The following is a 13,533-nucleotide window of genomic DNA, read 5'->3' as shown; positions in this document are numbered from 1 at the left end:
CTATTTGAACGACCTAATAACCCTTCAAAATTCGAGGAGGAATCTGATGATGAACAAACGCTGGAAATATGCAGCCCTGCTGCTGGGAACCGCCCTGACGCTTTCAACAGCTGTAACTGCTGCAGCTGCTGCGGACAATTCCAAGGCTGCTGCGGTCGCCGTCAAAACGGATGCGCAAATCGCTGCGGAGCTGGGAGTATTGCAGGGAGATGGCAGCGGTGTAACGGCAAGCTACTTGTCCCAATCGACGACCCGTTTGCAGGCGGCGATTTTGTTCCTGCGGCTGCAGGGCTTGGAGAGCGAGGCTTTGGGCTTCAAAGGGAGCGCGAAGTTCGACGATGCCGGTACGGTCAATGAAAGTAACCAGGCGGTATTGGGCTACTTGAAGGCGAATCCGCAGCTTGGGTGGACGGGGACCGGCTCGGGACGGTTCGAACCGATGGGTTCGATCACGGCGCAGCAGTATTACAAAGTGATTTTGGAATCGCTCGGCTATAAGCAGGATACCGATTTTGCTTTTGCAGAAACGATTCGCTTCGCGGAAGGCAAGGGGTTGAAACAAATCGCCGAAGCGGGCAATCTGAATAACGGGCATATCGCTACGGCAACGGTGGAGGCGCTCGGGGCGAAGCTAAAGGCCGGGGACAAGACGCTGCTGGATGCTCTCGTCGGTCAAAAGGTGGTTACCGCCGAAGCTGCGGCGGCTGCAGCCGCGTCGTCGGTTCGTCTCGCGACGAACGATAAGGTCGGCACTTATTTGACGGACGGTTCCGGCAAAACGCTTTACACGTTTACGAAGGACACGCCGTTCCAGAGCGCTTGCAAGGATCAATGCGCCGTCAACTGGCCGGTATTCAAAGCGGAATCGCTGCAGCTCCCGGCGTCCTTGAAAATAGAAGATTTTGGCGTTATTACGCGGGAGGACGGCACGAAGCAAACGACATACAAGGGAAGCCCGCTTTACTATTTCCTGAAAGACACGAAGGCTGGGGAAGTAAACGGACAAGGCGTCAACAACGTTTGGTTCGCAGCAAAACCGGAAGGCGCTGCTTTGAAGCAGGAAGACAAGCAGCCGGCTGCTTCCAAGGAATATCAGGTGCAGATGGCCGGATTCGCTTTCTCCGTCAAAGAATTGACGGTCGAAGCGGGCTCGAAAGTAACGTTTACGAATAAAGATAAAGTCAAGCATAATGCCGTATCGGACACGCTCGGCGACGACGGCAAGCCGGTATTCGAAACGAAGCTGCTGGGAGAAGGCGAATCCGAAACGATCACGCTGACCAAGCCGGGCACGTATACGTATTACTGCGCTCCGCATAAAGCAGAGATGAAAGCGACGATTATCGTCAAGTAAATGTTACTGAACGTTAACCCGGGGTACCCGCCGCAAGGAGGGCCTCGGGTTGTTTGATGTGGAGCGGCTAAAAATTGCATGTTGCCAAACGAAAAGAAATGTCGGAATATGGAGTCAATTCGCTTCCTGTTACTCGTTTACAACCGGAACAAGGAGCGCGCGTCAGAGACGGGGGTGTTCCGATACGTGCAGCATTATTCGGACGAGCAATTGATGGAACTAATCAAAGCCAAACAAAGCGAAGCGCTTCATGCGCTGTACGACCGGTATGCCAAGCTGGTCTATTCGTTCGCTATGAAAGCGAAGAAGGACCCCGAATTTGCCCGGGACGTCGTGCAGTTAGTGTATACCCGCATTTGGACGACGGAGAGCGGATACGATCCGGCGAAGGGGCTATTCGTCAATTGGCTGCTAACCGTTACCCGTAATTTGACGATTGACCAGCTGCGGAAATTAAGAAAGCAATCCGCCTTGGTGCCGCTAGAGCATGGGATCGAAGCGGAATTAGGCGCGACGGAGGTCCATCCTTTTGCAGATCCTGTCTCCCGGAAGCTGTTCAAGCAGCAGCTGGAGGAGGCATACCGATATATGTCAGAGCAACAGATCAAGCTAATCCGGCTGTTTTATTGGGAGGGCTACACCTTAAGCGAAATTGCCGAGATGTTGGAAGAGCCGCTCGGAACAGTGAAAAGCCGGCTCCACCAAAGCTTGAAATTGCTACGCAAGCACATGACGTCTTGGAGGGAGGAGTGAACGACATGGTTCGAGAAGAATCGGGCTGCGAGCTATGCTTTTCTTATTTTCTAGATGAGCTTTCGGAGGAACGGAAGCAGGCGTTCGAATGTCATTTGTCCGTGTGCCGGACTTGTACTCAAGAGCTTGCGGAGCTTCGGCAAACGTGGCAAGCACTGCCGGCTGAAGCTGAGCTGGTGGAATTGCCTGAAGACTTAAAAGAGCAGGTGCTAGGAAAGGTGCTTGGACAGCCTGAGCCTGCGAGAGGGGAAACGCTCCTCGAAGAGCGTCCGGCAGATAAGCGGCCGACTGTGGAGTGGCGTCTTAACGATGGGGCGGCACGGCGCCGCAAGCGGTGGACGAAAGGGCTCGGGTATACGGCGGCTGCGCTGTTCTTCTTCGTATGCGGGGCGGGAACCGCCATCTTCGGGGACTTTAGCTTCCCGTTCAAATCCTCTGTCGAGCGGCCGGAAGCCCGGCTGGCCATTCCTGTGGAAATGATCGGACAATACAGGCTGAAAGCTTTTGACCAAGCGCTTCCGTCGGCAGCCGGGCAAGGATGGTTGACGCGCCAAGGCAATAAAGCGCAGCTGGTCCTGCAATTTCACGGTTTGCGGCCAACGGACGGAGTTCAGGCGTATCAAGTGTGGCTGCTGCGCGACGGCAAGCGTTCCAACTGCGGAACGTTCCAGGTCGACTCTCAAGGAGCAGGAGTGCTGACCTGGGACATGGGGCTTGAGGACACTTCCTTCGACGGCATCGGAATTACGCTGGAGCCCGATTCCCGTGGGTCGGAGCCGCGAGGGAAAAAAGTGCTGGGCACTTGAATCGCCATAAGGAATGGGCAGTCACAAGCGCATGAAGTCTTGACGCTCCGCTTTCGGCCGGCAGGCCCGGCACACGCCGACGACTTTGCCGGCTGTGGCGTAAAAGGCCAACTCCTTCGAAGGAACTTTTCGTCGGCACAAGGAGCAGCTTTGTTTGGCTTGATTTTTACCGGTAGATTGGGACTTGGAGCCGGGCCGTCCGAATCGGTTTCGTCTGAAAAACTTCGGAAGAACGACCGCCACACAGATCAAAAGCAGGATACCGGCGATTACGATGACGTAAGGCTGGATAGCCAGGGGGAACCACCTCGCGTTACTACAGGATTATGTTGATACGAATAGGGTTCGGCAGAAAACGACAATTTCCTTTATTTGTATTGATGGGCTTATCTATTTGGATTATACTGGCCTTAGCGAACGGGCTTAATGACGTTTGCTCCACCTTCCGAAGAAATGAGGCGAGCTTGTGCAAATTAACGCAGCATTGAGCGCCGTTAGCGGCGGAAACGCATTGAAGCAGGCGGTCGGTATTGCTCTGCTAAGTCAGATGAAGGATTCTCAGACTGCCCAAGCGGCTACGCTGCTTCAAGATTTTGCGGCGGCACAGCATCCCAACCTGGGTAAAAACTTGGATATTCGCATCTGATCTCCCCCTAGCCTTATCTATTCAAAAAAATGAAGTATGCATGAACCTGCCTGCGCTTTCGGTAAATCCGAAGCCTGGGCAGGTTTTTTTGCGTTTCCGATTAGGATAGGTTTAGCGGATCGAAGAATACTAAAAGCACAGCATAAGGAAATCGTATGCAAGCGGGAGAAACTATGGACAAAAAGCGGGTGGATCGATCGATGAACGGTTTTCAAATGGCATGGCACGATATCCGGCAAATGTGGAGCTCCAACATGGCGCGCCGCTCGGTGCTCGGCTTGATGGTCCTGCCGCTTATGTATAGTTTCATTTATTTATGGGCGTTTTGGAATCCGACCGACTTTCTGCCCCATTTGCCGCTGGCGGTTGTTAACCTGGATCGCGGCATGTCGCAGAGCGGTAACCCGGTTAATCTGGGCCGGGAGCTTACGGACAAGCTGCTTGCCGACAAGCAGACTTCCTGGACGGAAGTCAGCCCGGAGCAAGGAGCGGAAGGGATCGAGAAGCTGCGTTATTTTATGGTGCTGACGATCCCGTCGGACTTCACCGAAACGGCCTATAGCCCGGGCACGCCGCAGCCCAGAGCGAGTCAGCTTTCGTACGCCGTCAACGAAGGGGCCAACATGCTCGGCGTTAAAGTGGTGCGCAGCGTGATGGATAAGGTTGCACACGAGCTGGAACAGCAGATGACGGAGAAATATGTGCGCACCATCTTCGACCAAATTCTCAACGGCGGCGAAGGGCTGAAGAAGGCAGCCGACGGGGCGGCCAAGCTGGCGGAAGGAACGAAGAAGGCGCAGGATGGCGCGACTTCCTTGCAGGATGGCCTGAAGCAAGCCCAGGACGGCATGAAGCCGCTGTCGGACGGGCTGACGAAGCTGCTGGACGGCGCGAACCAGTTGGAGAACGGCATCATTCGGCTGGATACGGCCGTCGGATTAGGCGCAGGAGGCATCGACAAGCTGAATGCGCAGCTATCGAAAATACTGGAGCCGATCAATCAGCTGACGGCTGAAGCGGATCGGCTCAGCAAGGTGATTGACGCTTCCGGTCAGTCGCTGAAGTTCGGGCTTAACGCACTGGATGTGGTCGGCGCTTCGCTGCAGGACACGAATCGGCGAATCGACGAGCTTCAGCGCGTTTGGGACGCAGGTATAGGCGGCCGATTGCAGAAGCAAAAGGATCAGCTTGATGGCGCGATCACAGATCTGCTGGCGCTTGGCGAGCAGTTCGGCGAAATTACCGGCAGCGAGCGGTTCAAGGGGGCGGTCGACAAACTGAAGACGGCAAATGCGCAGCGGCTTGAATTAGAGCAGGCCTTGCGCGATACGAAGGCGTCGCTTGATCAGATGCGCAGTTCTGCCTCCAAGTCGATCGAACAGATCAATGTTGCCCGCGACCAGCTCTCCGCGCATAGGAACGAGCTGCAGGCCGGGCTGCAGGCGATGCAGACCACCGTGCGCAACACCTTGGATCAACTGAACAGAAATAAGCAGCTGGTAGACGATTTGTCCGGGCGGCTCGGCCAACTCGCCAATGGCGTCCATCAGCTGCAGCAGGGCAGCACGGCGCTGGTCGAAGGCCTCAATGCCTTCGGCAGCGGATTCCATCAGCTGCAGGACGGTGTGACGAGGCTGTACGACGGCAGTACGCAGCTCTCCGCCGGCCTGAAGGACATTAACGCCGGCCAGCAGGAGCTTGCCGCGAAGCTTGGCGAGGCGGCGGGCATGGCGGCGATGGACGGGCAGGCGGAGCAGCGGATCAATACGATCGTCTCCCCGGTAAAGGTGACGGAGAACAACCTGCATCCGGTGCCGAACAACGGCACGGGATTTGCGCCTTATTTTATTGCACTGTCCTTGTGGGTAGGGTCGCTGGTGCTCTTTTTCGTTATCGATCTGAACAAGGTCGTCTCGATGCCGAAGCGGCCGATCTCGTATCTCATCAACAAATATCTTGCGCTGGCTTCCGTCAGCGTGTTTCAGTCGGTGCTCTCGGTCTTCATTCTCCATACGGGACTTGGGATTCCGACGGTGCTGCCGGCCATTAACTTATACGGGTTCGCGCTGCTGCTCGGATTGACGTTCGCGGCGATTCTGTTCATGCTGATCTCGATCCTCGGCAGCGATGTGGGACGTTTCGTCGCCATCGTCATTCTCATGCTCCAGCTGACGTCCAGCAGCGGCTCGTATCCGGTCGAGATGGAAGCGAGATTCTTTAATTTCATCCATCCGGCGCTGCCGATGACTTATGCGGTAGAAGGCTTCAGGAACCTGATTTCGATCGGCGACGCCGCAACGATTGCGAACGATGCGCTGATTTTGGCGGCATACGGCGTCGGTGCGCTTGTCCTGCTCTACCTCGTCAAGCGGAAGACGATCATGCATCAGCTTCAGGAGGAATCTGTGCAATCCTAACGGACGCGGATCTTTGTATCGATTTTTACAGTTTCTTTACATCGGATTTGCCCAGCAGGGCTTGCCTCCCCGTTTCTTCCGTTGGATAATAGACCCAAGCGGTTGAACTAGGGGAGGAAACGGATATGACCAAACAACAACCTATTGTCATCGGCCACCGCGGCGCTGCAGGCGAGGCGCCGGAAAATACGCTGGCCTCGTTCGAGCTTGCCCTACGGCATGGTGCGGACGCGATTGAGCTGGACGTGCACCTGTCGGCCGACGGGGAAGTGATCGTCTGCCATGACCACACGGTCGGGCGTACGACGGACGGTACCGGCGCCATCGCGGAGATGACGGTGGCGGAGCTGAAGGGGCTGGACGCCGGGCGCTGGTTCGACGAGCGATTCGCCGGAGAGCGGCTGCCCTTGCTGGAAGAAGTATTCCAGCTCGTTCCTTTGGAAATCATGATCAACGTCGAGGTCAAATGCTCCTACACTCCACGGCTGGCGGAACGACTGGCGGAGCTGCTTGCACAATACAATCGGCTGGACAGCGTAGTTGTCTCGTCGTTTAACCATAAGGTGTTGAAGCAGCTGCAAGAGGCGATCCCCAATCTGCGGGCGGGGCTGCTCTATGTGGCCAATTTCGTATCGCACCGTCAGATGGCTGCGGCAGCCGAGGGGCTGGACGTCTATTCGATTCATCCGCAGCATCATACGATCGATGCCGGAGATGTGGGCGAAGCGACAGGCTATGGCCTGAGGGTCTATCCTTGGACGGTCAACGAACCGCAAGACCTTCGCCGGGTCGTCGATGCGGGCGTTTCGGGGATCATTACGGATTTTCCGGGGCGTCTCAGAAATCTGTTAAACGAAGGCAAGGCATAAAGAAGATTTGAATAAGAAGCGCATAGGCACACGACGGACGGTAAGAGTTCGGTAGCGGCTTGTGCGCTTTTTTTGTGGGCAATTTTGCCAAAAGGTAACATTCTGCGCCCGTTCGTCCGATAATAAGAAAAGAGATAGGAGGTTTCGCAATGAACAAGACGTATTCTTCATGGTACCGCAAGCTTGCAGTTCTGCTGTCGTTGTCCGTGCTGTTGTCGTTGTGGCCCAGACCCGCAGCGGCGGAAGTTAATGTGTTTCCGGATGTCGATGCGAAGCAGTATGCTTGGGCTGTCGAGTCGATCCGACTCATGGCGAGCAAGCAGGTGCTGACGGGGTATCCCGACGGCAACTTCCGTCCGAACAAGACGATCAGCAAGGCGGAATGGACGGCTATGGTGTATCGGTTGTTCGATAAGTACCGTCCGAACACACTGGCCACCGGGATGAAAAAAATTACTTATTTTACCGACGTACCTGAACTGCATTGGGCGCATAAGCCCATATCGGAGATTTACGACGCCTCGTTCAAAATCGGAGGGTACGGGCTGAGCCGGGAAGGAAATTTAGCTTTTCGCCCCGATATGCAGCTGACGCGCCTGCAGCTTGCCCAGCTGTTGTATGCGTATTTCGACAATCGTTTGATGGAAAAGCGTTTTAGCGACAATGACGTATGCTCGGTCGTTTCGGAATTGAAAGACGTTCCGGTCAAAATGTTCAAGACGGAAGCGGAGTACCAGGTCGCCCAAGCGGACGGACGGTATGTCGAGGACGGCTTGATGGACGTGGAAAGCAACGATGTGTTCGTCACGCTCATTCTCGGCAACAACACCGGGGATTGCAAGCTGGGCGGCGACGAGCTGTCCAACGTGCAGGCCAAAGCGCTGGCCAGCCTCAAAGCAAGCGGCATTATGACGCCGAACGATCTGGGCTATTTCCGTCCGAAAGACTACGTGACCCGCGCCGAAGCGGTGACGATTCTGGACCGCGCGTACACGTATCTGAAAAAGAACGGCTGGCTCTGGGATTACACGACGGTTGATTTAGCGCTTCCTTTCAATCCAGCCGGAACCGGGACGGATTCGGGCAGCACCGGCGGTTCGAACGGATCTTCTGGCAGCAGCAGCTTCAATAACAACCCGAACAGCAATACGATCACGCCTCCGAACGGCGGCTATTCGCAGGACGGCTCGATCAATTGGTCGGATAAATCAATCGTCAGAGTCAGCGATTATTTTGACGACAAGGGCGTTATTGTGAAAAATCTGCAGCAGAAGGGCGAAATCGAAGCCGCGGTGCAGCCAAAAGGCGCCAGGTATTTGACCATTACGTTGAAGTCCGACGAGAAGGTCGATATGTACGTGATCGTTGACGGACGCGTCGGCTTCGTCAAGCAGGAGGAGTTTCCGCTAACGCTTAATGTAAGCGGCGTGACGACGGTCGGCCTCCGCACGCAGCTGCGCAATCCGGACAAGAACAAGCGGACCGACGATCTGACGACGCTGTCGGTACAGTTATCGGACGTGGAGCCGAGCAAGAAGAAGGAGAAGACCAAATCGACTACGACGAAGCCTTAGGTTAAGCGGGATGCTTCCTCAGCTGGGATAAAGGATCGCCGCAGGGATCATACTAAACGGTGTCTTCCCGACAAAACGGACAAAACCGGAGGGTTCCCATGGCATCCAGCAGAGGACATCAAGGGGCGCACGGCATAGGACAAGCGGAGGAGCAGCTCGCCAACCAGGCGGATGCGGCGGCCGCCATCCAAGGGCAGAGCGAGACGGATCTAGACGTGCTCGAAGCTGCGCGCCAATATCAGAACGAGGAGGAGAAGGTTCTCGACGAACCCTGATCCTGATGTACGACAACGAAGCCCGGACGAAGGTCCGGGCTTTGTTATGTTTGCTCGAAAAAGCAATTTATTGAAGCAGATGCTTGAACGGGCTGTAGTCGATCTGCTTTTTGTCCAAATACGAGGTTAGACTGCGGTAATCGCGCTTGGGCGTTGCCAGGATATACCCCTCGATGCAATGCTCCCGCGTGACCGCGTCGGCGTTCGCCTCCAGCGCCACTTGACCGATCCGGGCGGCGATGGAATGCTTCGCGATGTCGCGGAACGGAGTAGGCACGGGCTCGACAAGCATGTCGAGGAACGCTTTGGACTCTTCCGTCCACAGGTGGCGGGACGATTCGACGTAATGATTTTGCCAGTCCAGCTTCGATTTGCCGTCCTCCCGGGGGAGCACCTTGAAAAACTTGCGGAACATAAAGTAGCCGCCCACCGACATCATGAACAGCAGCACGAATACCCAAAAAATGATAAACCACATAAACCCCTCGGCCGGGGCATCGTTCATCGCATACCACATGAAACGTTCACCTCCCTTCCATTATACCTCACTTTCCGCTGGAGGAAAACGGAACCAACAAGAGAATATTTCCTATTCTAGATTTCTTGCCCCGATCCTAGTAAAATAGATGAAAGTGAGATGAACAAAGGAGTGATTCCCGGTCATGGTCAGAATCGGATCGCACGTTTCGTTTTCGGATAAAGGGCTGCTGAATGCGGCCAATGAAGCCGTCTCTTACGGCTCCGGAACGTTTATGATTTATACGGGGGCGCCGCAGAATACGCGCCGCAAACCGATCGAAAATCAATATATCGAAGAAGGCAAAGCCGTGATGGAGCAGCATGGCATCGGAGAGATTATCGTCCATGCTCCGTATATTATCAATCTGGGCTCTTACAAGGATGACACGTACGAGCTGGCGGTGCGCTTCCTGCAGGACGAAATCCGCCGTACGGATTATCTTGGCGTGAAGCAGATCGTGCTTCATCCCGGGGCTTATACGGACAAGGATGCCGAATATGGGCTCGCACGCATTGCACAGGGATTGAACGAAGTGCTGAGCGGCGTGAAGGATACGAACGTCAACATCGCGCTGGAGACGATGGCAGGCAAAGGCACGGAGATGGGCCGCAGCTTCGAGGAGCTGGCCACCATCATCGAGAAGGTGGAAGACAACGGCAAGCTGACCGTCTGCTTCGATACGTGCCACGTTAGCGATGCGGGCTACGATATCGTAAACGATCTGGACGGCGTGCTGGAGCAGTTCGACCGCACGGTCGGGTTGGACCGCATTGCCGTCGTGCATCTGAACGACAGCAAAAACCCGAAGGGCGCGTCCAAAGACCGCCACGCCCCCGTTGGTGCCGGTTGGATCGGCTTCCAAGCGATGCATAACGTCGTTCACCATGAGAAGCTGAAGCATCTGCCGTTCATTCTGGAGACGCCGTGGATCGGCAAGGAAGACAGCTCGCAGCGGCCGATGTACGAAGCGGAAATCGCGCTGCTCGGCGGCACGGTCAAAACGCGTTTCGGCGACGGCTTCCTGTCGGATGTCGAGCGACTGGCTCATTTCTTCACGAAGCAGGATATCGATCCGAGAGCGTACGTGCTGCAAACCTGGGAAGTGCTCAAGACGGACGCCAAGGCGAAAAAGGCGGACGGCCGCGAGCCGATGGAGCGCTTGTACGACCTGATCGTCGCAGACAACCTGTTCCCTGAGCTGAGCGAGGAACAAATTAACCACCGCCTGACCGCGTGGTTTGCGGGCGAGCATTTGTTCGCCACGGTATAAGAAAAGACATTCTATGTTTTGACAACGAAGGAGATCAACAACGCATGGTTTCGAATGTTACTTCCAAATCGAAAAGCACGAATTTGACGAATCGCGCGCGGATGCTCGTATCCTGCCCGGACCGGCCCGGTATCGTGGCTGCGGTATCGCGCTTTCTGTACGAGCACGGCGCCAACATCGTACAGTCCGATCAATATACGATGGACCCGGAGGGCGGGTTATTCTTCATTCGAATCGAGTTCGATTTGGACAACCTGGATACGCGCCGCGAGCAGTTGAAGGCCGATTTTGCCGTAGTTGCCGCGGAATTCAACATGAAGTGGAGCATTACCCGGGCAAGCCGCAAGAAGAGACTCGCGATCTTCGTCTCGAAGGAGGACCACTGTCTGCTGGAGCTGCTGTGGCACTGGCAGTCGGGCGACCTGGATGCCGATATCGCGATGGTCATCAGCAACCACGACGATATGCGCGGGCTGGTGGAGCCGCTCGGCATTCCATACCATCATATTCCGGTCACGCCCGATACGAAGGCGGAGGCGGAGAAACGGCAGCTTGAACTGGTTAGCGGTCAAGTGGACGTCGTTATTTTGGCCCGCTATATGCAGATTATTTCGCCGAAATTTATCGAGCACTTCCCGAACAAAATCATCAATATCCATCACTCGTTCCTTCCGGCCTTTGTGGGCGGCAAGCCGTATGCGCAGGCGTACAACCGCGGCGTGAAAATTATCGGCGCTACCGCGCATTACGTCACGGAGGAGTTGGACGGCGGACCGATTATCGAGCAGGACGTCCAGCGGGTAAGCCACCGCGACAATGTGGAGGATTTGAAGCGGATCGGCCGCCATATCGAGCGTACCGTACTGGCGCGCGCCGTCAACTGGCACGTCGAGGACCGGGTCATCGTGCATCAGAACAAAACGGTTGTGTTTAGTTAATCGCATATCCGTAAGCGAAGCGAAGAGCCGCGCCTTCCGAAATAGGGAGGGCGGAGGTCTTCGCTTTTTTACATGGATCGATTTCCACGTCGAAAAGGAGTAGGATGAGAACGGGAGCATAATACCGTGCAGAGGAGCGATGGGGATGAACGTCGAACGGTTGGATCACTTGGTATTGACAGTAGCGGACGTGGAAGCGACATGCGCTTTTTATTCCCGCGTGCTGGGGATGGAGGTCGTAACTTTCGGCGAAGGCCGGAGGGCACTGAGGTTCGGCCGTCAGAAGATCAATCTTCACCCCCACGGCCGGGAGTGGGAGCCGAAGGCGGACAAGCCGACGCCGGGCTCTGCGGATCTTTGTTTTCTGACGAAGGTGCCGATGGCCGAGGTGCTGAGCCATCTGCAAGCATGCGGTGTCGAGGTTACGGAGGGACCGGTCGCTCGAACCGGCGCCGAAGGGCCGATCCTGTCGGTCTATTTTCGGGACCCCGACGGCAATTTGATCGAAGTCTCTAATGAAACTGGCCTTATTGCGCATTGAGGCGGCAAGATAATTGTGCGGACTGCGGAAGAGCGAAAAAACCGGAATGCCGATAGGGCATTTCCGGTCAGATGGTTGAGAAGAGGGCTTTTACGAAAATAGAGATGCAAACAGAGGTGGGGTATCCACTGGAGAAGCAATAGCGACCGGAAGTAGATACCTAACCCTCTCGTACACCTCTATTACCTCAATTCACCACTCTCTCGACAGATCACCGGAATGCATAGCGCATTTCCGGTTTTTGAACGTAGATCCGCCCGCGACGGGTTTAGCCGAGTTATTTGAACCGGCGCACGTTAAAGAGCACCGATTCCGTCTCGTCACACGACCACGGGGTCGGCGACTGCTGACTGCACGACCGTTTTGTTCTTTCCCGTCCGTTTGGCGGCATAGAGGGAAGCGTCTGCGCCTTTGAACAGCCCTTCCTTGCCGTGGCCTTTCGTATAGGTCTGCAGTCCGATGCTGATGGTTGCCGCCTGCGAATCCAATTCGGGGTGCAGGGTGACCGACAGCTTGTGGCGGATCTGCTCGGCCAAAGCGTAGGCTTCCTCCGGCGTTTTGTCAGTAAAGATGACGGCAAATTCTTCGCCGCCGTAGCGGGCTACAAAATCGTTGGGAGATACCGTTTCTTTAATAGCACTTGCCACACGCATCAATATAATATCGCCGACCCAGTGGCCGAACGTATCGTTGATTGTTTTGAAATTGTCGATATCGACGATCGCCAGCTGCAGCGGCAGCTCGTTGCGCTCGTGCTGATCGATCAGCTTTTCGAGATATTCGTGGAACGTCTTATGGTTATACAGGCTCGTAAGCGCATCCAGCTTTGACAGCTTGTCCATAATAATGTTTTTGACCAGCAGCTCTTGCTTGGCTTCGGTTGCATGCTTCAGGTTGTTGAGCAGCTCGATTCCGCTGCTGGTGATGGAGAGCGCGATAACGGTCGTCCCGGTGTACAGGAACAGGATGCCGATCGTATGCACGGGCTGCATGGTGAGCCGAAGCTCGGGGCTGATGAGGTACAGGGCGGCGAAGGACAGCAGCACGAGGGCGAAGGCGGCGACAATGCGGTTTTTGTTAAAGGACAGAACGGACGTTAGGATCGGAAAAATGTAAATAGCGGGTACGATGCCGATTGACGGGTTCATCAGAATAATGGAGGTTGCGTAGAAAATCCCGGTTAAGATGAGCAGCCAATCGCTCTGTAATTTGCGGTAGCGGTAGAGGATTTCTACGGCTCCGGTAACGGCGGTTAAACAGATCACTTGAAACAGCAAGGCTTGAAAGAAGGCGGAGGTCGAAGTATCCGCTTCCAAAAGGAATATGGCGTATTCGAGAATGGCTGTCAGCACGATGGTGATCCAGTACAGATTGAGCATTTTTCTGTACGTTTGTCGGGTATTGGCCAGTTCCAGCAAAAGATGGTTCATACATCTGCTCCCGTGTCACATAATACATCCACGTATACCTTGATTCATCCAACAAGAGTGAAACGCACCAAAAAATGTGTGATACCATACTGTTTCGACGTAACTTTTGTAAATCCTTCGGCAGAACTAATTTTTTTGTG

Annotated in this window: 13 protein-coding genes; 11 read left to right on the top strand and 2 right to left on the bottom strand. The window is 55.1% G+C overall.

The genetic code is table 11. The features are described 5' to 3' along the window. Positions 1-46 precede the first annotated feature (46 nt). From KQX66_RS29075 to KQX66_RS29040, 8 genes are all read left to right on the top strand, one after another. Positions 47-1,354 (top strand): plastocyanin/azurin family copper-binding protein, encoded by a 1,308-nt coding sequence (locus tag KQX66_RS29075; protein ID WP_216796440.1) that lies wholly within the window; start codon positions 47-49, stop codon positions 1,352-1,354. Between the two features lie 186 nt (positions 1,355-1,540). Next, entirely contained in the window at positions 1,541-2,107 is a 567-nt protein-coding gene (locus KQX66_RS29070) for a sigma-70 family RNA polymerase sigma factor (protein WP_308647295.1), read from the top strand. A 5-nt stretch (positions 2,108-2,112) separates the two neighbouring features. Beyond that, positions 2,113-2,913: an anti-sigma factor gene (locus KQX66_RS29065; RefSeq protein ID WP_216796435.1), complete on the top strand. Its 801-nt coding sequence runs from the start codon at positions 2,113-2,115 to the stop codon at positions 2,911-2,913. A gap of 466 nt (positions 2,914-3,379) precedes the next feature. After that, positions 3,380-3,559: a YjfB family protein gene (locus KQX66_RS29060; protein WP_216796433.1), complete on the top strand. Its 180-nt coding sequence runs from the start codon at positions 3,380-3,382 to the stop codon at positions 3,557-3,559. 200 nt (positions 3,560-3,759) lie between these two features. Further along, positions 3,760-5,976 carry a YhgE/Pip domain-containing protein gene (locus KQX66_RS29055; protein ID WP_216796431.1) on the top strand — a complete coding sequence of 739 codons (2,217 nt, stop codon included), beginning with the start codon at positions 3,760-3,762 and terminating at the stop codon, positions 5,974-5,976. 125 nt (positions 5,977-6,101) lie between these two features. Then, positions 6,102-6,845 (top strand): glycerophosphodiester phosphodiesterase, encoded by a 744-nt coding sequence (locus KQX66_RS29050; protein WP_216796429.1) that lies wholly within the window; start codon positions 6,102-6,104, stop codon positions 6,843-6,845. A gap of 149 nt (positions 6,846-6,994) precedes the next feature. Beyond that, the gene (locus KQX66_RS29045; RefSeq protein WP_216796427.1) at positions 6,995-8,419 is read left to right on the top strand and encodes an S-layer homology domain-containing protein; all 1,425 of its coding nucleotides are present in this window, start codon (positions 6,995-6,997) and stop codon (positions 8,417-8,419) included. A gap of 98 nt (positions 8,420-8,517) precedes the next feature. Further along, complete coding sequence (locus KQX66_RS29040; protein ID WP_193394438.1) at positions 8,518-8,694, top strand: hypothetical protein; 177 nt, start codon at positions 8,518-8,520, stop codon at positions 8,692-8,694. 67 nt (positions 8,695-8,761) lie between these two features. Here KQX66_RS29040 and KQX66_RS29035 read toward each other — a convergent pair whose 3' ends face one another. Continuing rightward, entirely contained in the window at positions 8,762-9,211 is a 450-nt protein-coding gene (locus KQX66_RS29035; RefSeq protein WP_253957507.1) for a DUF2621 domain-containing protein, read from the bottom strand. Between the two features lie 145 nt (positions 9,212-9,356). Here KQX66_RS29035 and KQX66_RS29030 point away from each other — a divergent pair, with 145 nt between their 5' ends. From KQX66_RS29030 to KQX66_RS29020, 3 genes are all read left to right on the top strand, one after another. Beyond that, positions 9,357-10,484: a deoxyribonuclease IV gene (locus KQX66_RS29030; RefSeq protein WP_216796424.1), complete on the top strand. Its 1,128-nt coding sequence runs from the start codon at positions 9,357-9,359 to the stop codon at positions 10,482-10,484. Between the two features lie 44 nt (positions 10,485-10,528). Next, entirely contained in the window at positions 10,529-11,422 is an 894-nt protein-coding gene (purU, locus tag KQX66_RS29025; RefSeq protein WP_216796416.1) for a formyltetrahydrofolate deformylase, read from the top strand. 145 nt (positions 11,423-11,567) lie between these two features. After that, a complete protein-coding gene (locus KQX66_RS29020; protein WP_216796407.1) occupies positions 11,568-11,963 on the top strand; it encodes a VOC family protein in 396 nt (131 codons plus the stop codon). A 320-nt stretch (positions 11,964-12,283) separates the two neighbouring features. On the opposite strand, the gene KQX66_RS29015 is transcribed toward KQX66_RS29020, so the two are convergent. Beyond that, entirely contained in the window at positions 12,284-13,393 is a 1,110-nt protein-coding gene (locus KQX66_RS29015) for a GGDEF domain-containing protein (protein ID WP_216796406.1), read from the bottom strand. Positions 13,394-13,533: the final 140 nt, after the last annotated feature.

It is taken from the genome of Paenibacillus oleatilyticus, assembly GCF_018998565.1.
Taxonomy (GTDB): Bacteria; Bacillota; Bacilli; order Paenibacillales; family NBRC-103111; genus Paenibacillus_G; species Paenibacillus_G oleatilyticus.
This window is presented reverse-complemented; position numbering and strand designations above follow the sequence as displayed.